A 23,752-nucleotide genomic window follows, 5' to 3' on the forward strand; every position below is an offset into this window, starting at 1 on the left:
GTGGTCGACCTTTTTTGTGGTGTTGTAGCATTAGTGAATCAGAAAGCATGAATGCTAAGCATATGATAAGAGGATAGATACTCAGATGATTGGCGCGTAGAATTGACTGATGACAAGATTTTCCTTTTAGCAAATAATCCCTTAGTAGTTTCATTTTCAAGGAAAAGACTAAAACTCTTATTTTATCAATTAATCATAGACAAAGAAATGATTGTCAACAAATCATCATCTTAGCTGTCAGTCACCATTGCCAAATGAAGCACCTTGTCGTAAAATAGTGGTGTATTTAAAGTCATAGAGGAGGAAGGATGATGGCTTACCGTCAATTAAAATCAAGCGATCGGACTTTTATGAAAGGGCAGACGGATCGTATCCTTCATCAGATGAAGAGCAATGCGGAATATTTGGGAACTGTCCAAGCTTACGAAGCAGCTAAAGCTCGAATGAACCAAGCCTATTTGGCTATGGAGTTGGAAGATGACCCAGAGAAAAAGTTGCGACTGGCAAAATTAGTCGAAACATACACATCTCAGGCTCAGACGATATTGGATGATTGGGAAGAGAAAAACAGACGATATGAAAATAAGGCACGGAATGTAAAGTTACTTTTGTGGCTCACCTTGCTTTTTGTGCTCAGTTTTATCTTCCCTTTAAACATCATAGTGGCCCTTCTCTTTTTAGTCTGGTTTTATCGAAATTATCTTCGTCCAAGTAGGAATGGTCAAATGCCTCAAACTAGTCTAGTTCAGCATGAAGTGACAGAAGAGGAACAGTATGAAGCATGGCTGACGGAAAAGATCGTCACACTCAACAAGGACAAGCGTTCGTGGACAGAAACCATGCTTGCGAAATATGAAAAAGATGATTTTTTAGAAGACGTTGCAGCTGGTCGTTTTGATATCGATGAGCGGGATAAGAAAGCTGGCCTGAGCATTCTTCAACGCTACCGAGACATTTTAGCTGATATTGAAAAACTACCTGACTCTGACCAGAAAGCCTATTATCTGGATTTTCATCAGGAGATAATTGCTGATTTTGAAGGGGTATTTGACCAACTTCATATAGGGTAAGAAAACTGTTTCCAGTTTTTACGAAGGCTTTAAATCAATAGATTTGAAGCCTTTTGTAATTGGTTGGCTAGGAAAAATGGTGTTTGCTGTCCCTATGAATTAGATTTGTTTTATAGGTGTTTATCACAGATAGTTACCCTAAAAATTTAGACAGGGAAAGCATTTACAGGAGAGAAGTGACAGTTTTTAAAACCATTTTTCTCATGTTTATGATATAATACAATAGGTTAACTTCTAAGAAGTTCTTAATATTTGTTTCTAAAACTAATCATGACGTCACTAAAAGGAAGGTCCAGTCTCATGAAACAATTTTTAGTTAGAACCTTGTTATATTTCGTGATTATTCTTGTATTGATTTATCTTTACAGTTACATTGGAAGGAGTCAAGGTAGCTTTATCTACAATGAATTTTAGGAAGAAAGGATGTCCGTCATGCTACGTGATATGATTGAGCGCCTAGAACATTGGGCGCAGGTGCAGGAAGATTTTCCAGTTTATGATGTTTTAGGAGAGAGCCATTCCTACGGCGACTTAAAAAGGGATTCTGATAGTTTGGCAGCTCACATAGATAGGCTAGGTTTGACCGAAAAGTCACCTGTTATGGTCTTTGGTGGTCAGGAGTACGAGATGCTGGCCACTTTTGTTGGGCTTACAAAGTCAGGACATGCCTATATTCCAGTGGATCAGCATTCGGCGCTTGATCGTATTGAAGCCATTATGGCAATAGCAGAGCCGAGTCTCATTATTGCTATTGGTGACTTCCCTTTGGTTGTCAAAGAGATTCCTGTTTTGACTCTAGCAGAGCTACAGGCCGTTTTTGCCCAAGAAAATTCTTATACGATCACTCATTCCGTCAAGGGAGATGATAACTACTACATTATCTTTACGTCAGGGACAACGGGGCAACCAAAAGGTGTCCAAATTTCACATGACAATCTCTTAAGCTTTACTAACTGGATGGTGACTTCGGCTGAATTTGCTGTACCAGACAGGCCACAGATGTTGGCGCAACCACCCTATTCTTTTGACTTGTCAGTTATGTATTGGGCGCCAACCTTAGCTAAAGGAGGAACGCTTTTTGCCTTGCCAAAAGAGGTGGTGGCTGATTTCAAACAACTCTTTACAACCATCAATCAGTTGCCGATTGGCATTTGGACGTCAACACCATCTTTTGTGGATATGGCTATGTTATCGAATGATTTTAAGGCAGAAACCTTGCCGGATGTGACGCATTTTTATTTCTGTGGTGAGGAGCTGACGGTCAAAACTGCTCAGAAGTTACAGGAACGTTTTCCGAAGGCGCGTATCGTCAATTCCTATGGTCCGACTGAAGCTACAGTTGCTCTATCAGCAGTTGCCATTAGTCAAGAGATGTTAGCGACGTGTTCACGGCTTCCGATTGGCTATCCAAAGAGTGATTCGCCGACCTATATCATCGATGAAGAGGGTAATAAACTAGCAAGTGGTCAGCAGGGAGAAATCATTGTCACAGGTCCTGCCGTATCAAAGGGCTATCTTAACAATCCAGAAAAAACAGCGGAGGCCTTTTTCGAGTATGATGGGCTACCAGCTTACCATACAGGTGACCTTGGTTCTATAACAGATGAGGGGCTATTACTCTACGGCGGTCGTATGGATTTCCAGATTAAGTTTAATGGCTATCGCATCGAGCTGGAAGATGTGGCGCAAAACCTTAATAAGTCTAGATATGTCGATTCAGCAGTAGCAGTGCCACGCTACAACAAAGAACACAAGGTGCAAAATTTATTAGCCTATGTGGTGTTAAAAGAAGGGGTAGCCGAGCAATTTGATCGCGACTTAGACATCACAAAAGCCATCAAAGACGATTTGAAAACGGTTATGATGGACTACATGATGCCGTCCAAGTTTATTTACCGAGACAGTCTGCCATTGACATCAAATGGCAAAATCGACTTAAAAGGGCTTATCAATGAGGTGAATAGCCGATGATGTCTTTTGCCTCAACTTGGCCCCATTTGGAAGTTTATGGCAATCCCCTCTACTTCCTTTATCTGATTGTGGCTGTCTCACCAATCTTTATTGGGCTATTTTTCAAAAAACGCTTTCCGATTTACGAATCATTAGTTAGTCTTTTATTCATTGTCCTTATGTTGACGGGAACTGATTTAAAACAAGTGACAGCTTTTGTCCTTTATGTGGTTTGGCAAGTCATTCTTGTATACAGCTATAAGTGTTATCGAAAACATCAGGACAGCAAATGGGTCTTTTATTTGGCGAGCTTTCTAGCAGTTTTTCCCTTGATTTTGGTTAAGGTTTCGCCACTTATTCCTAACGGCCAAGACGTTTCCCTTTTTTCTTTCTTAGGGATTTCCTATTTGACCTTTCGATCGGTGGGGATGATCATCGAGATGCGAGATGGGGTACTGACAGAGTTTAGTCTGTGGCAAATGTTGCGATTTGTGCTCTTCATGCCGACTTTCTCAGGTGGACCGATAGACCGTTTCAAACGCTTTGATGAGAACTATAAGACCATTCCTGACCGCGCTGTCTTAATGGATATGTTGGAGCAATCCGTAAGCTATTTGATGCGAGGCTTTCTGTACAAATTTATCTTAGCCTATTTTTTAGGCGAGGTGCTGTTAAAACCACTTCAAGAGATGGCCATTAGTAGGGGCGGTTTCTTTAACCTTCCTACCCTTGGCGTGATGTATCTTTATGGCTTGTACCTCTTTTTTGACTTTGCAGGATACAGTCTTTTTGCCTTGTCGATGTCAAATCTCATGGGAATCACCAGCCAGCCCAACTTTGATCAACCCTTTAAGTCTCGTGATTTAAAAGAGTTTTGGAATCGTTGGCACATGAGTTTATCTTTCTGGTTTCGTGATTTTGTCTTTATGAGATTGGTTAAGGTTATGGTAAAAAATAAGGTTTTTAGCAACCGTAATACCACATCAAGTGTCGCTTATCTGATTAATATGTTGGTCATGGGATTCTGGCATGGGATAACCTGGTATTATATAGCCTACGGCCTTTTTCATGGTTTAGGACTGGTGATTAACGATTGGTGGATTCGAAAGAAAAAAACGATCAATAAAGAACGAAAAGCTCGCAACTTGGCCCCCTTACCAGATAATAAGTGGACAAGAGTAGTCAGTATCATTTTTACCTTCCATGTGGTCATGGCCTCTCTCTTACTATTCTCTGGATTTCTAGACAAACTTTGGTTTTCAAAACCATAAAAATAACTTGTTAAAGGAGTTTTCAAATGGATATTAAAGTAGATTTATTAGCGATTATTGATGACCTTTTTATGGAGGACGTCTCTGAGATGATGGATGAAGATCTCTATGATGCCGGTGTTCTTGATAGTATGGGAACAGTGGAGTTAGTTGTAGCCTTAGAAGAGCATTTTGACATTACAATACCTGTTTCAGAGCTTGGACGTGATGATTGGAACACAGCCAATAAAATCATTGCTGGTATTGAGGAATTGAGACATGCTTAAACGTCTCTGGCAGATTTTTGGCCCCCTTTTATGCGCTTTGCTCTTGGTTGTGTTGCTATTTGCTCTTTACCCAAGTCAGATGTGTCATTCCGTCAAAGCTGAAAAATCTGATGCTGTATCGCTGAAAGATCAGGTCTTTAAGAGTAAGTATGCTAAAATGAGGGCTTTGACTGATCCAGATCAAAACTTTGTGCCTTTTTTTGGCTCAAGCGAGTGGTCACGGATAGATGCTTTTCATCCTTCTGTCTTAGCAGAAGCCTACCATCGGAAGTACACCCCCTTTCTATTAGGACAGAGAGGGTCAGCTTCCTTGATGCATTATTTTGGCATTCAGCAGATTGAACCTGCTCTGGCAGAGAAACAAGCTATTTATGTGATTTCACCGCAGTGGTTTGTCAAAGAAGGGATTAATAAGCATGCGGTTCAAAAATACCATAGCAGCGGTCAGACCATTGACTTTTTAAAATATCAGACAGGAACAGCTTACGAGCGTTATGCAGCCTGTCGCTTTTTAGAAGTCGCTCCAGATGATAGTTTGAAAGATATGGTTGCTAAAGTGGCCTCAGGTCAACCACTCAGTGACTGGGATAGGAAGATTTTAGACCTTAGAAGTGCTATTTATGACAAAGAAGATGCCCTCTTTAGCCAATTGTCGACGGAGGATGCTTATCAGGAAAACATTTTACCTAAGGTAAAAGAGCTGCCAAAAGAATATTCCTCTGAGGCATTAGAGGCATTGGCGACAAAAGTTGGACGACAAAGTGCAACTAATAATGATTTTGGAATCATTAACACTTTCTATGAAAATCGTATTGCCAAGCACCTCAAACGTTTAAAAGGATCGCAAAAAAAACTTAACTATCTTCAATCGCCAGAGTACAATGATTTGCAGTTAGTCTTAAATCAATTTGCTCAAAGTAGAGTTAATGTTCTCTTTATCATTCCACCAGTAAACAGTAAGTGGTCGGACTTCACAGGGCTAGATACTGATATGTATCAACAGTCTGTTGCCAAAATAACCTATCAGCTTAAAAGTCAAGGGTTTACCAATATCGCTGATTTCTCTAAGGATGGTGATAAACCGTACTTTATGCAGGATACTATCCATATGGGATGGAATGGCTGGTTGGCTATGGATAAGGTCGTAGAGCCATTCCTTGACAATCCACAGCCTGCTCCAACCTATGTAATGAATGATCATTTCCTCAGCAAAGCTTGGGCTAATTATACTGGGGAACCGTCAGATTTTGTCAAATGATTTACAAAACACGAATATTTAATTCCAATAAATTCAAAAAATGCGCCTTTGGTGCGTTTTTTGCTATAATGAAGGTAGAACAATATAGAGGTAACTTATGAAAACAGATATTGAAATTGCTCAGAGTGTAGAACTAAAGCCCATTACCGAAATTGTGGACAAGGTTGGGATTGGTTTTGATGATATTGAACTCTATGGAAAATACAAGGCCAAACTATCTTTCGATAAAATCAATGCGGTCAAGGATAATCCGCTTGGCAAGCTGATTTTAGTGACGGCTATCAATCCGACACCTGCTGGAGAAGGCAAGTCAACGGTGACTATTGGTCTGGCGGATGCCCTGTCTAAAATTGGTAAGAAAACCATGATTGCCCTCCGTGAGCCTTCTTTGGGGCCTGTTATGGGAATCAAGGGCGGGGCTGCTGGTGGTGGTTTTGCACAAGTCTTGCCTATGGAAGACATCAACCTGCATTTTACAGGGGATATGCACGCTATTACCACGGCAAACAATGCCCTATCTGCCTTGATTGACAACCATATTCACCAAGGGAATACAATCGGCATTGACCAACGACGTATTATCTGGAAACGGGTGGTGGATCTCAATGACCGTGCTCTCCGTAAGGTGACCGTTGGCTTGGGTGGTCCGCTCAATGGTATTCCTCGTGAAGACGGATTTGATATTACTGTTGCTTCTGAGATTATGGCTATCTTGTGTTTGGCCACAGATTTGGCAGACCTCAAAGAACGCTTGGCTAATATCGTCATCGGTTATCGTTTCGATCGCAGTCCTGTCTATGTGCGTGATTTGGCGGTGGAAGGTGCTTTGACCCTCATTTTGAAGGATGCTATTAAACCGAACCTTGTCCAAACCATCTATGGCACGCCAGCCTTTGTCCATGGTGGCCCATTTGCTAATATCGCCCACGGCTGCAACTCAGTTCTCGCTACCACAACAGCTCTGCGATTGGCCGACTACACGGTCACAGAAGCAGGCTTCGGAGCTGATCTAGGAGCAGAGAAGTTCCTCGATATCAAGGTGCCAAACTTGCCCAAAGCCCCTGATGCAGTGGTCATCGTCGCGACTCTGCGAGCTCTTAAAATGCACGGCGGGGTGAACAAGGCAGAGCTTTCTAGCGAAAATGTAGAGGCAGTCAAGGCTGGCTTTGCTAACCTCAAACGCCACGTGGAAAATATCCGTAAGTACGGCATTCCAGCAGTCGTAGCTATCAATGAATTTGTGTCCGATACCGCGGCGGAAATTGCTGTTCTCAAAGAACTCTGTGCCGCAATCGGTGTACCAGTCGAGTTGACAAGTGTCTGGGCAAATGGTGCAGAAGGTGGAGTTGACTTGGCAGAAACAGTGGTTACGACCATTGAAAATCAAACAGCCAATTACCAACGACTCTACAAGGCAGATGATAGCTTGGAAGAAAAAGTGACCAAGATTGTTACGCAGATTTACGGTGGTTCGGGTGTGGTTTTCGAGAAGAAAGCCCGCAATCAATTGGCTGAATTTGCTAAGAATGGTTGGGACAAGTTGCCAGTCTGCATGGCTAAAACCCAATACAGCTTCTCAGATGATCAGTTTGCCCTTGGGGCACCGACTGGCTTTGACATTACCGTCCGTGAATTTGTGCCAAAACTGGGAGCAGGCTTCATCGTAGCTCTTACTGGAGATGTGATGACCATGCCAGGTCTTCCAAAAGCCCCAGCTGCGCTCAATATGGATGTGGCAGCAGATGGGACAGCTATTGGACTATTTTAAGAACGACAAAATCCGCCTTTTGAGCGGATTTTTCTATGCTTTATCGACCTGTTGGTAGGCAGCTAGGCCCAGTAAGATACTAGCCATCGGAAGCAGTGTTGTCATAAAGCCAGTATTCAAAGGCGAATTGAAGAAGAAATGCAGTCCTAGACTGGCAAGAATCCAGAATGCTCCCTTGGCTTTGGATAGACTTTTCTCTTGACCAAGCAGAGCAACCATACCAACCGCAAAGAGGAGGGTAAAGACCCAGTGGGTCCAACCAGCTTGACCAACTCGACCAATAATGGTTTCAAAGCCGTCTAGTTTGCCCATGAACATATCGCGGAAGGTAAACATGATGTCTTCAACAAGCTGGAAACTAAGACCTGCAATGATACCGCTGACCAAGGCATATTTTACAGTCATTTTTTTCGCAATCAGCAAAACCAAGAGGACAACCAGTCCCTTCCCAAACTCTTCCGCAAATGGTGCAGACACAGCAGCTCCCCAGTCATAGCGGAAATCATCACTGACCTTAACAATCTCAAGCAAAAAGTAGCCAATAGCTGTGTGACCAATATCAGAGAAAGCCACTCCAGCAGTCATCCCCAAAAGCCAACTTAAATGACTGACTTTTTTGGAAATAGCATAGCGTTTTTCCAAGTGACGGATGAGGACCAGTAAGGGAAGGAGATAGAGGGCTACCAGTGAAATGGTCAGTAGAAAGAGAGGGTATTTTTCTTCCATGCCATTCGGCTTGGCCAGTTCATCAAAAATCATCTTGCAACCACTGACAAAACCAAGGCAGGCAAGAATAAGGGCAAATTGACTTTTATAGGTATTCCATAGGTGTTTCATAAGATTCCTTTCGTATGCTTAGTAAAGAAGATAAGACAAGACTGTCAGACCGATGACATCAGCCAGACTATGAGCTAAAAAGAAGGGGAGCAGATTGCGGGGCTGGAGTTTTTGATAGAGAAAATGAAAGAGAAGCCCCACAATCAAGCCAAGACCAATTCCAGCTACCAAACCTTGATAGGTATGAAAACTAGACCGAACCAGGAGCGAGAAGGGAAGAAGCCACTTCCGATTATCTGGTTTAACCATAAAGCATAGCCCCAGAAAAAAGATTTCCTCGTAAAAGCCGTTGAGGAGAGAGTAGGCTAGTAGGGTGATGTCTATATTTGGAAAAAGGCTGAACATGGAGGGCATGACTGGACTTGTCAACTGATAGGTCAACAAGTGAAAAATATCCATACAGAAGGCCGCCAATCCGAAAATTACTAGAGTCTGTAAAGGAACCCAAGGTGTCCAGAATATTTGTTTTTTCAACTGAAAAATATCCACCTTCCGCCAGATAAGATAGGCGAGGGCTAAGCTGAGCCAGACCAGCTGGATCAGCAAGGCCTTGATATTGTCAAGAGGTGTAAAGGTCAAATTTTCCGCTAGGCTGGTTTGCTGAGTGAAGAGGCCGATACATTGTAAGGTCGAGTTGAAGATTCCCTCACCGAATAAAATCACAGCCACAACTAACAAATCCACTGGAGAAATATACTTCTTCTTTTCTTTTAACATAAGCATCCTTTCTAGTTTCTATCCCCAGTTTAGCAAATCCAACTATTCTCACCCTACCCGTCATCTGTTTTTTATCTGTTTTTTGCAACGATTGTCAAAAATCAGTTGAGCACTCAGACAAATAAGCCTATAATGGAGAAAGAAGAGAAAGGAAAGGGAGCAAGTATGGCACGCATTTTGGTACTGGAAGACGACCCTGTTATCAATCAGGTTGTCTGTGAGTTTTTGAAGGAAGAGGGGCATGAGGTCTCGAGTTTTATCAATGGCAGAGCAGCTTATCAAGCCAGCCAAGAGAGCCAGTTTGACCTCCTTATTCTAGACATCATGGTTCCCGAGATGACAGGCTTGGAGGTCTTGCAGGAAGTCCGGAAAACATCGACAATTCCCGTTCTCATGCTGACAGCCTTGGGGGATGAGTGTACCCAGCTCCTGTCTTTTAATCAGCAGATCAGTGATTATGTCACCAAGCCCTTTTCTCCCCTTATCCTGATGAAGCGGGTTGAGAATATTCTTCGACAGGAGCATCAGCCAAACCAGCTGGTGATTGGGGCCATTAGTCTATCTGAAAAGACAGGTATGGTTTATGACCAGGGCAAGCTGGTTTCCTTGACCCATAAGGAGTATGGCATTCTACACTATCTGATCAAGCACAAGGGCCGGATTGTCAGCCGAGACGGCTTGATGTTGGATATCTGGGGCTATACAGAATTGGATAGTCGCGTTCTTGACAACCACATCAAAAATCTGAGAAAGAAATTACCAGACCTTCCCCTAAAAACGGTCATTGGCCGTGGTTATCAGTTGGAGACCTAAGATGAAACTAGCCAAAAAACAATTCCTCATCGTAACCCTAATGGTCAGCCTTACTTCACTTATCTTGCTTGGTCTGCTCTACTATGCCATGCCTATCTACTATAATCAGGCTAAGAAGGATCAGCTCAGACAAGAGTATAACCAAGTTCTTAGTACCCTAGAGGGTCAGGACCAGGAAAGGATTCTCGCCAGTTTGACCGCCTACGACCAAGATTCTCCCGACCTACTTTTGACCCTCTATTCTGCCGATCAAGAGATTATTTACCCTTCGCAGGAAGAGAGCAGTCAGGAGCGGGGAAGCAGTTATCTGGAGCAAGGCCAGTACGATGAGATTGGCTCTTGGTCGGCTCTTGTCACTACAAAAGAAGGCAAGGAGTTGGTTCTCACAGCCGAATATGGCTTCTATACCTTATCAGGAGTCAGTCAGACCCTCTTGACCTTCTATCCCTTTGTGCTCCTCTTGATTATTGCCCTAGCTGTGACCTCGGCCTTTATTTACAGCCGCTTCTCAACTCGTAGGATTACCCATCTCTCTGTGACGACACGGCAAATGCAGAGCTTACAAGCAGGTCTGGTCTGTCAAGTGACGGGGCGTGATGAGATTGCTACTTTGGCTCAGGACATTAACCATCTTTATGGAAAATTGCAGAGCAGTATAGAAGAGTTGCGGGAAGAAAACGAGCGTAGCCTGGTGCGTGAGAAGGAGAAATCTGACTTTCTCCGAATGACCTCGCATGAACTCAAAACGCCCATTGCCAGCATGACCGGTCTGGTCGAGGGCATGCTTTATAATGTCGGGGATTTCAAGGACCATCAGACCTACCTAGCCAAGTGTCGTGATATCCTAGCTGAGCAAGCAGCCCTCGTTCAGTCTATCCTAGAAGCTACCACAGTGGATATGGCTATAAAAAACAAGGGAGAAGAAATAGCCCTTCACAGCCTGCTTGAAGAAATCCTGCCTTCCTATGTTGACTGGGCATTGTTAGAAGGCTATCCGTTTCAAACTGACTTGGAAGAAGTCTTTATTCATGGGAATCCGATCTATCTAACCAAGGCTCTAAAAAATATCCTGGACAATGCCTTTCGTTATACCAGCCCGCAGGCAAGCATCAAACTCAAACTCCAGGCCAATCAGCTTTTGATAGATAATCAGGTTTCTCATTTGCTCAGCCAGGAAGAACTTGACCAAGTCTTTCAGCCTTTCTACCGACCAGATTACAGTCGTAGCAAGGAGGACGGAGGGACAGGCATTGGCCTCTACCTGGTCAAGCAGATTTTGGACAGTCACCAGTTTTCCTATGAATTTTTCCCACTTGATTATCACACCATGCGGTTTGTCATTCGGTTTTAAGACATGAAATCCCTTATTTTCAAGGGATTTTTGTTATCCGTAGCAGAATTGTGCTAAAAATTTTCTTTTTTGATAGACTAGGGTTGAAAATAGCAAAAGGAGTATTTTATGGAACAGTATGATTTGTTAGTAATTGGTTTTGGTAAGGCAGGTAAGACCTTGGCAGGTAAGCTTTCTGCGGCTGGTAAAAAGGTTGCCTTGGTGGAGGAAAATCCTGCTATGTTCGGCGGTACCTGTATCAATATCGGCTGTATTCCAACCAAGACCCTCTTGGTTGCAGCAGATAAGAACTGGACTTTTGAGCAGGTGATGGAGCAAAAGGAAACTGTGACCACTCGCTTGCGGAACAAAAATGAAGCGGTCTTGAAAGGCAGCGGTGCCAATCTTTATCAAGGTCACGCGCGTTTTGTTGCGGACAAAGTCGTTGAAGTGTCGGCCGGTGAAGAGTCGATCCAACTGACTGCGGAAACGATTGTCATCAATACAGGTGCTAAGTCGCGCGTGCTACCAATTCCAGGTTTGTTGGATACAGCTCACGTGTATGATAGTACAGGTATTCAGAACTTGGAAACTCGTCCTGATAAGTTGGCTATTATCGGCGGAGGTAACATCGGTCTGGAATTTGCTGGACTCTACAGCAAACTCGGTAGCCAGGTGACTGTATATGAAGCCAGCTCTGCTATTTTACCAAGAGAAGAGGAAGTGGTTGCTAAGTTAGCCAAGGAGTATATGGAAGAAGCTGGTGTGACCTTTGTCTTGGGTGCGAAAATCGAGCAAGTAGCAGCTGCGAGCGAGCAAGTTGCTGTGACGGTAAATGGCGAAACGGCAGTCTTTGACGCTGTCCTCTATGCGACAGGTCGTGTGCCAAACACTGCTGACTTGGGCTTGGAAAATACGGCGATTGAGCTTTTGGAAAATGGTGCTATTAAGGTGGATGACTACTGCGAAACCACCGTTCCAGGTGTCTATGCAGTGGGCGATGTCAATGGCGGTCCACAATTCACTTACACATCCCTAGACGACTTCCGTATCGTCTTTGGCAAGTTGACTGGGACTGGAACTTACAGCTTGAGCCAACGTAAGTCTGTTCCAACCAGTGTCTTTATCACGCCTGTGCTGTCTCGTGTTGGTCTGACCGAGAAGGAGGCTAAGGAAGCAGGTTACGACTATATTGCTAATGAACTGCCAGTTGCTAATATGCCGCGTGCCCATGTCAACAATGACCTCAAAGGTATTTTCAAGGTTATCGTGGATAGGGAAAGTAAGCTAGTTCTGGGTGCGACACTATTTGGTCGCAATTCAGAAGAGCTGATTAACCTGATTGCTATGGCCATTGACAACCACATCCCTTACACCTACTTCAAAACACAAATTTTCACGCATCCGACTATGGCTGAGAATTTGAATGATGTCTTTAATTTTTAATCGTACCAGTAAAGGTTAGGACAAAGTCCTAACCTTTATGTTTTTGAGAAGGTGACTTAGGGAGATTATACAGAATTTTAGAAATAGTGGATTCCATCTCGTTTTAACCTTATCGGTGCTAGAGGTCTTTTTATTGTTTAAGAAGACAGCACTAAAACCCCTCTAGAGACTAGAGGGGCTGAAAGGAGGTGGGCGAGTTTAGTTGTGGCGAGCTCTATGTCCTGCTCTGCTATTGGCCCAAAAACGTGTCATGAAAAGGCAGGCGTAGCTGATGATAAGGTAGAGAGGTAAGTAGAGATTGAACCAGTCAGCGTACATGAAACCATAGAGAAATTCAAAATAGAGAGCCAAAAAAAGCGGGGTTAGATAGCCTTTTTTATCAAAGAGTCCTAGGCTTAGTCCCATTGTGGCAAAGAGTGCACTCATGTAGCCATAAAGGATTAGTGGTGCTTGGGGATTGACAAAAGCATTATTGACCCAAAGAGCAATCAAAAAGAGAGAGGCGCAGACCAAGGGAACGAGAAGTGGCTGCTTGAGCCAACCTTTTTGATGCATCACTCCCCCTATAACAGTGCCTAAAACTGTGGGGAAAAAGGCAAAGCCACCAATCATCAGGAGTGTTGACCAATCAAGGGAATTGCTCTGTGACAAAATGGCTTCTCCAATGCTGAAAGTAAGAACATGAAAGAGTGAAAAGATGACAGGAAACAACCAGAGCCAGCCCTTACGATGACAGAGAAATAAACTAGCGCAAAAGCCAATAATGGGAACCATCAGATAGAGGTAAATGAGTAGACCAATACCGATAGCACTTCCAAAAGGAATCATTAGTAGGCTAGTTGCACCGGCTAGCATTAGTCCAGAGATTACGGATAATTTCCACGGTTTCATGAGGAATCTCCTTTTGGTTTTTTACAATATTATTATATCTATTTGTAGAAGATATTTCTAGTAAAAAGGTTAAAATCAATAAATCAGATGAAACTTAAAATGAGTCAGTCAAGCGACAAATTTTTGGCTAAAAAACCCCACTCCTGAAGGAGTGGGTCAGAGTATCCTATGTTTTAAGGCAAAGGGCTATGCATTTGGTTTTGTTGTTTAATTGCCTGCGGTAGTGCTTTCGCTGGTGCTCTCTTCAGTAGTTGGCTGACTTTCTTCAGCTAATTGAGCAAAAGTGGAAACCTTAAAGAGATTGACTGTTGATTGCTTTTGGTGCTGGCTATAAATGCTTGTGGACTGGTCGCCTAATGATTCTTCAATTTGGATGAGCTTTTTAAGGCTATCAGTGTAAGAAAATTGAGAGACGTCAACTTTTTCCAAGCCATTCGCCGTATCAAATCGGAGCAAATCTCCTGTTTGAATGTTGTCACTGACCTCAAGCTGAAGGGTGGCGGCATTTTTGATAGCTTCTATAGCGAGGGTAGTGCTCTCATCAGGATTGGTAATTTCTAGACCAGAGTCCGTATAATAAAGACGGCCAGCATAGCTAGTATAGGTTGGTGTGATGTATGAGCCGGCTGTACGCATGGCTACAATCTGTTGGTTATTAGGAGATAAGAGATCTTGTCCCACCAATGAGTAGTTTTTGGTGTCGATTCCCATCAGATGTAGCAAAGTTGGTAAGCCATCAATCTCACCACCGAAGGTAGAACTGATAAAGCCTTTATCTGTTCCAGGGATATGTACCATATAAGGCACACGTTGTAACATGGCATTGTCATATTGGCTCCAGGTCTCAGAGTCTTTACCTAGCAATGGTGCCAGGCTTGGATTTCTGGAGTTGGAGATGCCGTAGTGATCTCCATACATGACAATGATGGAGTTTTCATAAATCCCTGTATCTTTAAGGTATTGGAAGAAGGCTTTGATGGAAGTGTCAAGATAATTTGCTGTTGCAAAGTAGCCATTGATGGTTTCGTCGTTTGTCTGTGCGAGTGGAAAGCCTTGTTCATCGCTATTGCCAGCTAAGCTATTGTAGGGATAGTGGTTTGTAACGGTAATAAACTTGGTGTAGAAGGGTTGCTGCATGCGTTCTAGGTATTTAATTGAATCAGCAAACATTGTCTTATCGTTTAGACCGTACTGGAAGGAATTGCTGTCTGTTTTTTCAGAGAAATAGGATGAATCAAAGAAATTTTGATACCCCCATTGCTTGTAGGCATTGTTTCGATTCCAGAACGAACCGACATTTCCATGGAAGACTGCGCTAGAGTAATTGCCGTTTTGAGCTAAAATAGTCGGTGCGGCAAATTGTGTGTTATCACCACCATAGTTCACCATGAAAGAACCATTAGGAAGACCAAAAAGTCCTGTTTCTAGCATCGTTTCAGCATCGGATGTTTTTCCAGCTTTAACCTGATTGAAGAAATTTGAAAAGGAAAAGGTTTCTTTGGAGTGGTACAGCGAGTTTATAAAAGGTGTTACCTCATAGTCTTGACCATCCACATTTAGTTTATAATCAATCAGAAACTGTTGGAAACTTTCAAGGTGCAAGACGATGACATTGCGGCCTTTAGCAATACCAAAATACTCTTGATTGGGTGCAGCATAGTGCTGGGACACATAATCTTTTACAGGAATGAGGTCTTCAGCCGAAGCACGGTCCCGTTCTTTTTGTGCTTGAATGGCTTGGTTGGTAGAGTAGATGCTAAAGGTAGGAAGTCCTAGGGCGCGTACGACGTAGGTATTTGAAAAGCCACGTGTTAACAACTCAGAACGGTCCAACTCAGCAATAAAGAGGTTAATGGAAAACATAAGGGCAGACAGTGCCGTTACGGCAATGCTGGCACGTTTATGAAATGGGCGATGGTCTGTGTGAATTTTCTTTTTCCAAAAGAGAAATCCAATGAGGAGATAGTCTAGAATATAAACAATGTCCCAAATTTGGAGGGAATCAAGCACGGTTTTCCCAAGACCTTCAGAGGTTTTGCGACTTGCCATAGCAGAGCTGAAAGTGATAAAGTCTGCAAACTCACGGTAATAAACAATATTCGCAAAAAGTAAGAAGGTTAAGAGAATGGACATGGCCCAAGCAACCAGATAAAAAGGCCTTTGACGTTTGATATAAAGGGCAAGACCTATGAGCAAAAATCCAACTGGAATAGGATTGATAATAACAAGGACCAGACGAAGGTAATACTGAATGGGCACCTCGACTGCTGCCAAATCCAAGTTAAATGCCATGAAGTAAGCCCAAATCGTTTTAAGGGTGTAGCCCAACAGCAGAAGTAGGATAAAACCTAGTCTGGTTGAGGCGACGTCCCAAAAAGAAGTTTTATAGCGTTTCAAAAGAATTTCCTCACTCATAGAGATAGTTTGTTTTTATTATACCATAAAACAAAATTGACAGGAATAAGTAGGTGAGGTGGCTAATTATCTGAATTTTTGCTATAATGGCTTTATGATGACATTAAAATTGGGAGAATCAGCTGAGAAACGCCTTAAATCTGGGGTTCAGTTGATTGATAGTCGTGATTTTTTAAATCAAACCTTTTCGGATGGCTTGGTTTCTCTAATCAATAGTCGCGGAGATTTTCTAGGGACAGCCTACCTTTCTATTCAGAATAAAGGGATTGGTTGGCTATTATCACGGGATCAGCTGTCCTTGACAGAGGGCTACTTTATCTCTCTTTTTGAAAAGGCTAAAGCGAAGCGCAAGCCATTTGAGGCTTCTGAGTTGACCACAGCTTACCGTCTCTTTAATCAAGACGGGGACGATTTAGGAGGACTAACCATTGACTTATACGGAGAGTTTGCTCTTTTTTCTTGGTACAACAGCTTTATTTATCATCAAAAAGAGCTGATTGTCGCTGCTTTTCAGAAGGTTTTTCCTGATGTTAAAGGGGCTTATCAAAAAATCCGTTTCAAAGGTCTAGATTTTGAGTCGTCTCATCTCTACGGAGAGTTACAGGAGGAGCCGTTTACGATTTTGGAAAATGGCGTCCGCTACTCTGTTTTTCTCAATGATGGTCTCATGACAGGTATCTTTCTAGACCAACATGAGGTCAGAGGGCGTTTGGTTGATGGCTTAGCCAGAGGAAAAACCTTGCTCAATATGTTTTCTTACACCGCAGCTTTTTCTGTTGCGGCAGCTATGGGAGGAGCGGTAGCGTCTGTATCTGTCGATTTGGCAAAACGGTCGCGAGAGCTCTCGCAAGCGCATTTTGAAGTCAACGGGCTGAGCACAGAAACGCATCACTTTGTGGTTATGGATGTTTTTGATTATTTTAAATACGCCAAACGCCACCAACGAACCTTTGATGTTATTGTGATAGATCCGCCAAGTTTTGCTAGAAATAAAAAGCAAACTTTTTCGGTGTTAAAAGATTATCATAAATTAATTGCACAAGCCTTGGAGATTTTGAATCCCAAAGGGACTATTATTGCGTCAACCAACGCTTCAAACATGACAGCGCAGCAATTTCGCAGACAAATCGAAAAAGGCTTGGGTCAAGCAAAATACCAGATTATAGACTTAAAACAGTTGCCTAGTGATTTTACAGTCAACAAGCATGATGAAAGCAGTAATTACTTGAAAGTATTTACAATAAAGGTAAACCAATGAAAATTATCGTTCCAGTAATGCCACGAAATGTAGAGGAAGTGCAAGCTATTGATCTTGCTAAGTTTGATTTGGCAGATATTATCGAATGGCGTGCAGATTATTTGCCAAAATCAGATATTTTGACGGTTGCACCAGCTATTTTTGAAAAATTTGTTGGTCGTGAGGTGCTTTTTACCCTGCGGACGAGCAGAGAAGGAGGCAATATTGACCTGACGGATGACGAATATGTCAGTCTCATCAAGGAAGTTCATGCCCTTTATCAGCCTGACTATATTGATTATGAGTATTTTTCACATAGGGATTGCTTTGATCAGATGCTTGATTTTTCAAATTTGGTACTTTCCTATCATAATTTTGAGGAAACCCCAAGTAATATCATGGAACTTTTTTCTGAGCTAACAGCCTTGTCACCGCGTGTGGTGAAGTTGGCTGTGATGCCTAAGACCCATCAAGATGTTTTGGACTTGATGAATTATACCCGTGGCTTCAAAACCCTCAATCCTGAGCAAAGTTATGCGGTCATGTCCATGGGAAAACTTGGTCGAATCACTCGTATTGCTGGGGATCTTATGGGTTCTTGTTGGTCTTATGCTAGTCTTGATGAGGTGAGTGCCCCAGGACAAATTCCCCTTCAGCAATTAGCTAAAATTTTGGAGGTGCTTGATGCAGATTGATGGACATACACGTTTGGCTGCGGTTGTGGCTAAACCGATTAAACACTCGATTTCACCATTCATTCACAATTTTGCCTTTGAAAAAACAGGCGTCAACGGCGTCTATGTCGCATGGGATATTCCTGAAAGTGAACTAGCAGAGACGCTTAGAAATATCAAGCGCTATGACATGTGGGGTGTTAATATTTCAATGCCTTATAAACAGGCTGTAATTCCTTACATGGATGACTTGACAGATGCAGCTCAGTTGATTGGTGCGGTTAATACGGTTATTCATAGAGACGGTAAGCTCATCGGGCATAATACAGATGGGATAGGCTTTTTCCGCTCCTTATCGACCTTTGCTGATTTTGAAATGAAAGGCAAAGCGATGACCATACTTGGTGGTGGGGGTGCTGCGACTGCTTTAATTGCCCAAGCTGCTCTTAATGGCGCTCGTCACATCAACATTTTCAACCAAACGGCCTTTCTAGAGGAGACTCGTCAAAAAGCACAAGCCTTGTCCCAACAAACAGGCGTTACCATTGATGTTTATCCTGTTGAAGATGTTAATCTTATTGAAGAAAAAGTGGCCGATAGCGACCTTTTTGTCAACGCGACAAGTGTTGGTATGGACGGCAAGTCTATGATTATTGGGGAAGATTTTGCCTTTCCAGAGGCTATTTTAGTGGCAGATGTCATTTATCAACCCTTTGAAACGCCATTTTTGAAGTTAGCGCGTCAACATGGTTTGAAAGCTATCAATGGTCTTGGAATGCTCCTTTTTCAAGCGGCAGCTGCTTTTGAGGAGTGGACAGGAGAGGCGATGCCGACAGAAGCCATTTGGCAGGCATTAGAAGAAAAGTACAGATAAGAGTTATACTAAGGTAGGGGTTGCATCATGAAATTACATGTTGATTTGAAGACCAATCCTTATGACATTATGATTGAGCGTGGATCTCTGGCTAGATCTGGAGAATGGGTACGCTCTATTCTTAATTGTCAGAAGATTGCGATTATAACGGATGACCAAGTCGGTCCACTTTATGCAGAAGCGGTGAAAAAAAGCTTAGAAGAAGCGGGTTTTCAGACCCTTCTATTTGAATTTCCAGAAGGCGAGGCCTCTAAAAACCTGACGACGGTCAACAAAGCCTATGACTATTTGATTGCCCACAACATGACTAGAAGTGACGGGATTGTTGCTTTAGGGGGAGGCGTTGTTGGAGATTTAGCTGGTTTTGTAGCCTCTACTTATATGCGAGGCATTCCTTTTGTACAGATTCCCACCAGTTTGACGGCTCAAGTGGACTCTTCTATAGGAGGCAAGACAGGGGTTAATACGCCTCAAGCCAAAAATAGTGTCGGTACCTTTACGCAACCTAAAGGCGTTCTTATAGATCCGGACGTATTGGTGACACTTGGTCAGCGTGAACTCATTGAGGGGATGGGAGAGGTTATTAAGTATGGTCTTATAGATGATGTTGAACTATGGGATTTGCTTGATAATCTCGATGGTAGCCCGCAGTCGATTTTGGACAATGCTGATGCCATTATTTACCATTCTTGCAATGTTAAGCGTAAAATTGTTGTTGAGGACGAGTTTGAAGGTGGGGTTCGGATGTACCTGAATTTTGGTCATACAATCGGACATGCTATCGAGCAAACGGCTGGTTACGGCAAGGTTATGCATGGCGAGGCAGTGGCTATTGGAATGGTTCAAATTTCTCGGATTGCTGAGAAAAAAGGCCTTATGCCAGTAGGCATGACTGAGCAAATCAGTGCTATGTGTGCTAAATACGGCTTGCCAACAGACCACGAACCCTGGAAGATTGATGAATTGTACGCAGCACTGACCCATGATAAAAAAGCTAGTGGTGCCAATATCAAAACTGTTATCGTCCCTAGACTTGGTAGCGCAGCCATTAATCAAATTCCAATAGAAGAAATGAAAGAGTATCTGGAGAAATAAAATGAGATATTTAACAGCAGGCGAGTCGCATGGCCCACGCTTGACAGCTATCATTGAGGGAGTGCCAGCAGGTCTCCCTTTGACAGCAGAAGACATTAACGGTGATCTTAAGCGCCGCCAAGGTGGTTATGGACGCGGTGGTCGCATGAAAATCGAAAGCGATGTGGTTGAAATCACAGCGGGAGTTCGTCACGGTAAGACGACAGGAGCTCCTATTACCCTTAATGTGACCAATAAAGACCATCAGAAGTGGTTGGAAATCATGGCGGTTGAAGATATTGAAGACCGCCTCAAGAGCAAGCGTCGCATCACTCACCCACGTCCAGGGCATGCAGACCTTGTTGGTGGAATGAAGTACCGCTTTGATGATTTGCGCAATTCCTTGGAGCGTTCTAGTGCGCGTGAAACGACTATGCGAGTTGCAGTCGGTGCAGTAGCAAAACGGATTTTAGCAGAGCTCGATATTGAGATTGCTAACCATGTGGTTGTTTTTGGTGGGAAGGAAATTGATGTACCAGAAAATCTGACTGTTTCTGAAATCAAGGATTTGGCGGCTAAGTCAGAAGTCTCTATCGTCAACCAGGAGCGTGAAGAAGAAATCAAAGCTTACATCGACCAAATCAAGAAAGATGGCGATACTATCGGTGGTGTGGTTGAGACCGTTGTAGGTGGTGTGCCTGTGGGTCTAGGCTCATATGTACAATGGGATACTAAACTCGATGCCAAGTTGGCTCAAGCAGTTGTTTCCATCAATGCTTTTAAAGGGGTTGAATTTGGTGTAGGTTTCAAAGCGGGCTACCATAAAGGGAGCGAGGTGATGGATGAAATCATTTGGTCAGAAGCAGAAGGTTATACCCGTCGCACCAATAATCTAGGTGGTTTTGAAGGCGGCATGACCAACGGCCAACCAATCGTTGTGCGAGGCGTCATGAAACCTATTCCTACCCTCTACAAACCGCTCATGTCTGTTGATATTGAGACGCATGAACCCTATAAGGCCACAGTCGAGCGCTCAGATCCGACGGCGCTTCCTGCAGCGGGTGTTGTGATGGAGTCAGTGGTGGCGACAGTTCTTGCTCAAGAGATTCTAGATAAGTTCTCATCAGACAACATGGAAGAATTGAAAGCAGCTGTAGCCTCTCACCGTCAGTACGTGAAGAACTTCTAGTTCAAGATAGAAATGAATCATTGATATGTCAAAAACCATTTATATTGCAGGTCTTGGTCTTATTGGAGGGTCGATTGCTCTGGGCATCAGACGTGGGCATCCAGATTATCAGATTTTAGGCTATAACCGTTCAGAAGCGTCGCGTCAGATTGCTCTTGAGCGTGGCATCGTTGATCGGGCAACATCAGATTTTGCCGAATTTGCCCCTTTAGCGGATGTCATTATCTTATCAGTTCCAATCAAGCAAACGATTGATTTTATCAAAGCTTTGGCAGATATGCCCCTAAAAGACAATGTCATCATCACAGATGCAGGTTCCACCAAAGCAGAGATTGTTCAGGCGGCGGAAACCTACCTAGCTGGTAAAAAGGTCCAATTTGTAGGCGCTCATCCTATGGCGGGTAGCCATAAATCAGGTGCCAATGCTGCGGATGTCACGCTTTTTGAGAATGCTTATTATATCTTCACGCCTTCACCTCTGACCAAGGAAGGAACGATTGCAGAATTAGAAGATGTCTTGTCGGGCTTAGGTGCTCGCTTTATCCAGATAGATGCAGAGGAACATGACCGTGTCACGAGTCAAATTAGCCATTTTCCTCATGTCATCGCCTCTAGCCTTATGGAACAGGCTGGCGATTATGCGGAGGCGCATCAGATGACTAATCATTTTGCGGCAGGTGGTTTCCGAGACATGACTCGTATCGCTGAGTCTGAACCTGGCATGTGGACGGCTATTCTTTTGTCAAATAGCGGAGCGGTTTTGGAGCGGATTGAGGATTTTAAGGCACGTTTGGATAAGGTCGCGCAGTTGATTTCTCAAAAAGATGAAGATGCCATCTGGACCTTTTTTGAACATGGTCGCAAGACCCGCCAATCCATGGAAATTCATAAAAAAGCAGGTGTTGATAGCTTTTATGACCTCTTTGTGGATGTCCCAGATGAAGAAGATGTTATCTTGCACATCTTGGAATTGTTACGAGGGACGTCTCTGGTTAATATCAGAATTAACGAGGAAAACCGCGAGGACATTCACGGTATTTTGCAGTTGACCTTTAAAACCGCAAAAGATTTAGAAAGAGCTAGTGACGTCATCCGTCAGGAGACAGACTACTCAGTTACTATTGCATAATGAGATAGAAAGGTTGTTTGGTTTAAAAAGTTTAAACTGAATAGGAATACACATCATGGAAAACATTTACGATTTAGCAAACGGTTTAGAGCGAGCAATCCGTGCCCTACCAGAGTACGAGGCCGTTAAAAGTGCCAAAAAGGCAGTAGAAGAAGATAGCGCAGCAAAGGCTCTTTGGGAAGAATTTTTAGTCGCACAAGGTAAAATCCAAAGTCTAATGGAATCAGGTCAAGTACCAAGCCAATCAGATCAAGAAGAGATGTCAGCCTTAGGAGAGCGTATCGAAGCCAATGTTGTTCTTAAAGCCTATTTCCAAAGTCAGCAAGCGTTGGGCATGTATGTCGGCGATTTAGAGCGTATTATCTTTAAACCTTTGCAGGAGTTGTCTGAATAAACAGTAACACAGTGGTGGAGAACATATGGCACGTAAAATAGGAATTATCGGAATGGGCAATGTCGGTGCTGCTGTTGCACACGGCCTAATAGCACAAGGTACTTTTGATGACTATGTCTTGATTGATACAAACGTCAACAAAGTAACAGCTGATGCTCTGGACTTTCAAGATGCCGCTGCCAATCTAGGATTTCAGGCTAATATTATCGTCAACGATTATCAAGCTCTGTCTGATGCGGACCTTGTCGTAGTGGCTCTTGGAAATATCAAGCTTCAGGACAATCCAAATGCTGATCGCTTTGCAGAGCTTCCATTTACCGCGGCTCAAGTGCCACAGGTGGCAGAAAACATTAAAAAATCGGGTTTTTCTGGTGTTCTGATTGTGATTTCAAATCCTGTTGATGTGGTGACTAGCCTCTTTCAACACCACACGGGCTTGCCTAAAGAGCAGGTTATCGGAACAGGGACCTTGTTAGATACAGCCCGTATGAAACGAGCGGTAGGGCTTCGCTTTAAGCTCAATCCGAGAAGTGTTTCGGGCTACAATTTGGGAGAACATGGCAATTCTCAGTTTGTCGCATGGAGTCAGGTACGTATCAAGGGACAACCTATTGAAAGTCTTATGGACAAAGCAGAGCTGGATAATTTGGCCACAGAAGCCCTAAAAGGAGGTCATACCGTTTTCTACGGAAAAAAATACACCAGCTATGGTATTGCTAGCGCAGCCATTCGATTAGCCTTAGCGGTCATTTCAGACAGTCACGAGGAATTGACAATCTCGCAATACTATGAGCCTCTAGCTACCTATCTGGGTTACCCCGCGATTGTGGGAAGAGCTGGTGTCATTGAACAAATCAGACTAGACTTGACAGATGAGGAAGGCGCTAAACTGACGGCTTCAGCTAACTATATTAAGAAAAAATTTGCAGAATCTTTGAAAGCATAACAATTAGATACAGGAGTCTTTGGGACTTTCTGTATTTTTTTACCACAAGGGTCAATATGACCTGCCAACAGTTTTAAGAGGAGATATTGCTTAGAGAAATGTTGGTGATTTTTCAAAAGAAAAAGGAAAACGAGGCAACAGCATGAGTGAGTGTACAGAAATTTTTAGAAATTTCTGTACTTATTTGCTATAATAGAAGTCAC

22 protein-coding genes are annotated in these 23,752 nt (G+C 43.1%); 18 read left to right on the forward strand and 4 right to left on the reverse strand.

Features of this window, described 5'->3' with window-relative positions:
* The first annotated feature begins 308 nt into the window (after nt 1–308).
* From G575_RS0103845 to G575_RS0103870, 7 genes are all read left to right on the forward strand, one after another.
* The gene (locus G575_RS0103845; protein WP_245562367.1) at nt 309–1,070 is read left to right on the forward strand and encodes a hypothetical protein; all 762 of its coding nucleotides are present in this window, start codon (nt 309–311) and stop codon (nt 1,068–1,070) included.
* A gap of 300 nt (nt 1,071–1,370) precedes the next feature.
* Entirely contained in the window at nt 1,371–1,484 is a 114-nt protein-coding gene (locus tag G575_RS11870; protein WP_083958834.1) for a teichoic acid D-Ala incorporation-associated protein DltX, read from the forward strand.
* An 18-nt stretch (nt 1,485–1,502) separates the two neighbouring features.
* Nucleotides 1,503–3,041, forward strand: a complete 1,539-nt coding sequence (dltA, locus tag G575_RS0103850; RefSeq protein ID WP_027971545.1) for a D-alanine--poly(phosphoribitol) ligase subunit DltA — start codon at nt 1,503–1,505, stop codon at nt 3,039–3,041.
* Complete coding sequence (dltB, locus tag G575_RS0103855; protein WP_027971546.1) at nt 3,038–4,291, forward strand: D-alanyl-lipoteichoic acid biosynthesis protein DltB; 1,254 nt, start codon at nt 3,038–3,040, stop codon at nt 4,289–4,291. The genes dltA and dltB overlap by 4 nt, the downstream gene beginning before the upstream one ends.
* 26 nt (nt 4,292–4,317) lie before the next feature.
* On the forward strand, nt 4,318–4,557 hold the full coding sequence (gene dltC / locus G575_RS0103860) for a D-alanine--poly(phosphoribitol) ligase subunit DltC (RefSeq protein ID WP_027971547.1): 240 nt from the start codon (nt 4,318–4,320) through the stop codon (nt 4,555–4,557).
* Nucleotides 4,550–5,815, forward strand: coding sequence for a D-alanyl-lipoteichoic acid biosynthesis protein DltD (gene dltD, locus G575_RS0103865; protein ID WP_027971548.1), 1,266 nt, complete (start codon nt 4,550–4,552; stop codon nt 5,813–5,815). The genes dltC and dltD overlap by 8 nt, the downstream gene beginning before the upstream one ends.
* Before the next feature lie 97 nt (nt 5,816–5,912).
* Nucleotides 5,913–7,583 carry a formate--tetrahydrofolate ligase gene (locus G575_RS0103870; RefSeq protein WP_027971549.1) on the forward strand — a complete coding sequence of 557 codons (1,671 nt, stop codon included), beginning with the start codon at nt 5,913–5,915 and terminating at the stop codon, nt 7,581–7,583.
* A 33-nt stretch (nt 7,584–7,616) separates the two neighbouring features.
* On the opposite strand, the gene G575_RS0103875 is transcribed toward G575_RS0103870, so the two are convergent.
* Nucleotides 7,617–8,420 (reverse strand): PrsW family glutamic-type intramembrane protease, encoded by an 804-nt coding sequence (locus G575_RS0103875; protein WP_027971550.1) that lies wholly within the window; start codon nt 8,418–8,420, stop codon nt 7,617–7,619.
* An 18-nt stretch (nt 8,421–8,438) separates the two neighbouring features.
* Complete coding sequence (locus G575_RS0103880) at nt 8,439–9,137, reverse strand: CPBP family glutamic-type intramembrane protease (RefSeq protein ID WP_037622603.1); 699 nt, start codon at nt 9,135–9,137, stop codon at nt 8,439–8,441.
* Nucleotides 9,138–9,302: 165 nt separating this feature from the next.
* On the opposite strand from G575_RS0103880, the gene G575_RS0103885 reads away from it, so the two are divergent.
* The 3 genes from G575_RS0103885 to G575_RS0103895 all read left to right on the forward strand — a co-directional run bounded on the left by G575_RS0103885 (nt 9,303) and on the right by G575_RS0103895 (nt 12,726).
* Nucleotides 9,303–9,950 carry a response regulator transcription factor gene (locus G575_RS0103885; RefSeq protein ID WP_027971552.1) on the forward strand — a complete coding sequence of 216 codons (648 nt, stop codon included), beginning with the start codon at nt 9,303–9,305 and terminating at the stop codon, nt 9,948–9,950.
* 1 nt (nt 9,951) lies between these two features.
* On the forward strand, nt 9,952–11,301 hold the full coding sequence (locus G575_RS0103890; RefSeq protein ID WP_027971553.1) for a sensor histidine kinase: 1,350 nt from the start codon (nt 9,952–9,954) through the stop codon (nt 11,299–11,301).
* 108 nt (nt 11,302–11,409) lie between these two features.
* Complete coding sequence (locus G575_RS0103895; protein WP_027971554.1) at nt 11,410–12,726, forward strand: FAD-containing oxidoreductase; 1,317 nt, start codon at nt 11,410–11,412, stop codon at nt 12,724–12,726.
* A 198-nt stretch (nt 12,727–12,924) separates the two neighbouring features.
* On the opposite strand, the gene G575_RS0103900 is transcribed toward G575_RS0103895, so the two are convergent.
* A complete protein-coding gene (locus G575_RS0103900) occupies nt 12,925–13,617 on the reverse strand; it encodes a hypothetical protein (RefSeq protein WP_027971555.1) in 693 nt (230 codons plus the stop codon).
* A gap of 207 nt (nt 13,618–13,824) precedes the next feature.
* A complete protein-coding gene (locus G575_RS0103905; protein WP_027971556.1) occupies nt 13,825–16,014 on the reverse strand; it encodes an LTA synthase family protein in 2,190 nt (729 codons plus the stop codon).
* A 112-nt stretch (nt 16,015–16,126) separates the two neighbouring features.
* Between G575_RS0103905 and G575_RS0103910 the strand changes: the two genes are divergently transcribed.
* Genes G575_RS0103910 through G575_RS0103945 form a run of 8 tightly spaced genes read left to right on the forward strand, consistent with a single transcriptional unit; the run spans nt 16,127 to nt 23,549 of the window.
* The gene (locus G575_RS0103910; protein WP_037622605.1) at nt 16,127–17,290 is read left to right on the forward strand and encodes a class I SAM-dependent rRNA methyltransferase; all 1,164 of its coding nucleotides are present in this window, start codon (nt 16,127–16,129) and stop codon (nt 17,288–17,290) included.
* Nucleotides 17,287–17,964 carry a type I 3-dehydroquinate dehydratase gene (gene aroD / locus G575_RS0103915; protein ID WP_027971558.1) on the forward strand — a complete coding sequence of 226 codons (678 nt, stop codon included), beginning with the start codon at nt 17,287–17,289 and terminating at the stop codon, nt 17,962–17,964. Before G575_RS0103910 ends, aroD begins: the two co-directional genes overlap by 4 nt.
* Nucleotides 17,954–18,817, forward strand: coding sequence for a shikimate dehydrogenase (locus G575_RS0103920; protein ID WP_027971559.1), 864 nt, complete (start codon nt 17,954–17,956; stop codon nt 18,815–18,817). Before aroD ends, G575_RS0103920 begins: the two co-directional genes overlap by 11 nt.
* A gap of 27 nt (nt 18,818–18,844) precedes the next feature.
* A complete protein-coding gene (aroB, locus tag G575_RS0103925) occupies nt 18,845–19,912 on the forward strand; it encodes a 3-dehydroquinate synthase (RefSeq protein ID WP_027971560.1) in 1,068 nt (355 codons plus the stop codon).
* Between the two features lies 1 nt (nt 19,913).
* The gene (gene aroC / locus G575_RS0103930) at nt 19,914–21,080 is read left to right on the forward strand and encodes a chorismate synthase (protein ID WP_027971561.1); all 1,167 of its coding nucleotides are present in this window, start codon (nt 19,914–19,916) and stop codon (nt 21,078–21,080) included.
* Nucleotides 21,081–21,105: 25 nt separating this feature from the next.
* The gene (locus G575_RS0103935; RefSeq protein ID WP_027971562.1) at nt 21,106–22,209 is read left to right on the forward strand and encodes a prephenate dehydrogenase; all 1,104 of its coding nucleotides are present in this window, start codon (nt 21,106–21,108) and stop codon (nt 22,207–22,209) included.
* Nucleotides 22,210–22,264: 55 nt separating this feature from the next.
* On the forward strand, nt 22,265–22,603 hold the full coding sequence (locus tag G575_RS0103940; protein WP_027971563.1) for a YlbF/YmcA family competence regulator: 339 nt from the start codon (nt 22,265–22,267) through the stop codon (nt 22,601–22,603).
* Nucleotides 22,604–22,628: 25 nt separating this feature from the next.
* Nucleotides 22,629–23,549 carry an L-lactate dehydrogenase gene (locus G575_RS0103945; protein ID WP_027971564.1) on the forward strand — a complete coding sequence of 307 codons (921 nt, stop codon included), beginning with the start codon at nt 22,629–22,631 and terminating at the stop codon, nt 23,547–23,549.
* Nucleotides 23,550–23,752: the final 203 nt, after the last annotated feature.

The organism is Streptococcus plurextorum DSM 22810 (assembly GCF_000423745.1).
Classification (GTDB): Bacteria; Bacillota; Bacilli; order Lactobacillales; family Streptococcaceae; genus Streptococcus; species Streptococcus plurextorum.

Bases quoted from the DNA above. Each gene is read 5' to 3' on its own strand.
- G575_RS0103845 (WP_245562367.1), top strand. From the start codon at position 309: ATGATGGCTTACCGTCAATTAAAATCAAGCGATCGGACTTTTATGAAA.
- G575_RS11870 (WP_083958834.1), top strand. From the start codon at position 1,371: ATGAAACAATTTTTAGTTAGAACCTTGTTATATTTCGTGATTATTCTT.
- dltA (WP_027971545.1), top strand. From the start codon at position 1,503: ATGCTACGTGATATGATTGAGCGCCTAGAACATTGGGCGCAGGTGCAG.
- dltB (WP_027971546.1), top strand. From the start codon at position 3,038: ATGATGTCTTTTGCCTCAACTTGGCCCCATTTGGAAGTTTATGGCAAT.
- dltC (WP_027971547.1), top strand. From the start codon at position 4,318: ATGGATATTAAAGTAGATTTATTAGCGATTATTGATGACCTTTTTATG.
- dltD (WP_027971548.1), top strand. From the start codon at position 4,550: ATGCTTAAACGTCTCTGGCAGATTTTTGGCCCCCTTTTATGCGCTTTG.
- G575_RS0103870 (WP_027971549.1), top strand. From the start codon at position 5,913: ATGAAAACAGATATTGAAATTGCTCAGAGTGTAGAACTAAAGCCCATT.
- G575_RS0103875 (WP_027971550.1), bottom strand. From the start codon at position 8,420: ATGAAACACCTATGGAATACCTATAAAAGTCAATTTGCCCTTATTCTT.
- G575_RS0103880 (WP_037622603.1), bottom strand. From the start codon at position 9,137: ATGTTAAAAGAAAAGAAGAAGTATATTTCTCCAGTGGATTTGTTAGTT.
- G575_RS0103885 (WP_027971552.1), top strand. From the start codon at position 9,303: ATGGCACGCATTTTGGTACTGGAAGACGACCCTGTTATCAATCAGGTT.
- G575_RS0103890 (WP_027971553.1), top strand. From the start codon at position 9,952: ATGAAACTAGCCAAAAAACAATTCCTCATCGTAACCCTAATGGTCAGC.
- G575_RS0103895 (WP_027971554.1), top strand. From the start codon at position 11,410: ATGGAACAGTATGATTTGTTAGTAATTGGTTTTGGTAAGGCAGGTAAG.
- G575_RS0103900 (WP_027971555.1), bottom strand. From the start codon at position 13,617: ATGAAACCGTGGAAATTATCCGTAATCTCTGGACTAATGCTAGCCGGT.
- G575_RS0103910 (WP_037622605.1), top strand. From the start codon at position 16,127: ATGATGACATTAAAATTGGGAGAATCAGCTGAGAAACGCCTTAAATCT.
- aroD (WP_027971558.1), top strand. From the start codon at position 17,287: ATGAAAATTATCGTTCCAGTAATGCCACGAAATGTAGAGGAAGTGCAA.
- G575_RS0103920 (WP_027971559.1), top strand. From the start codon at position 17,954: ATGCAGATTGATGGACATACACGTTTGGCTGCGGTTGTGGCTAAACCG.
- aroB (WP_027971560.1), top strand. From the start codon at position 18,845: ATGAAATTACATGTTGATTTGAAGACCAATCCTTATGACATTATGATT.
- aroC (WP_027971561.1), top strand. From the start codon at position 19,914: ATGAGATATTTAACAGCAGGCGAGTCGCATGGCCCACGCTTGACAGCT.
- G575_RS0103935 (WP_027971562.1), top strand. From the start codon at position 21,106: ATGTCAAAAACCATTTATATTGCAGGTCTTGGTCTTATTGGAGGGTCG.
- G575_RS0103940 (WP_027971563.1), top strand. From the start codon at position 22,265: ATGGAAAACATTTACGATTTAGCAAACGGTTTAGAGCGAGCAATCCGT.
- G575_RS0103945 (WP_027971564.1), top strand. From the start codon at position 22,629: ATGGCACGTAAAATAGGAATTATCGGAATGGGCAATGTCGGTGCTGCT.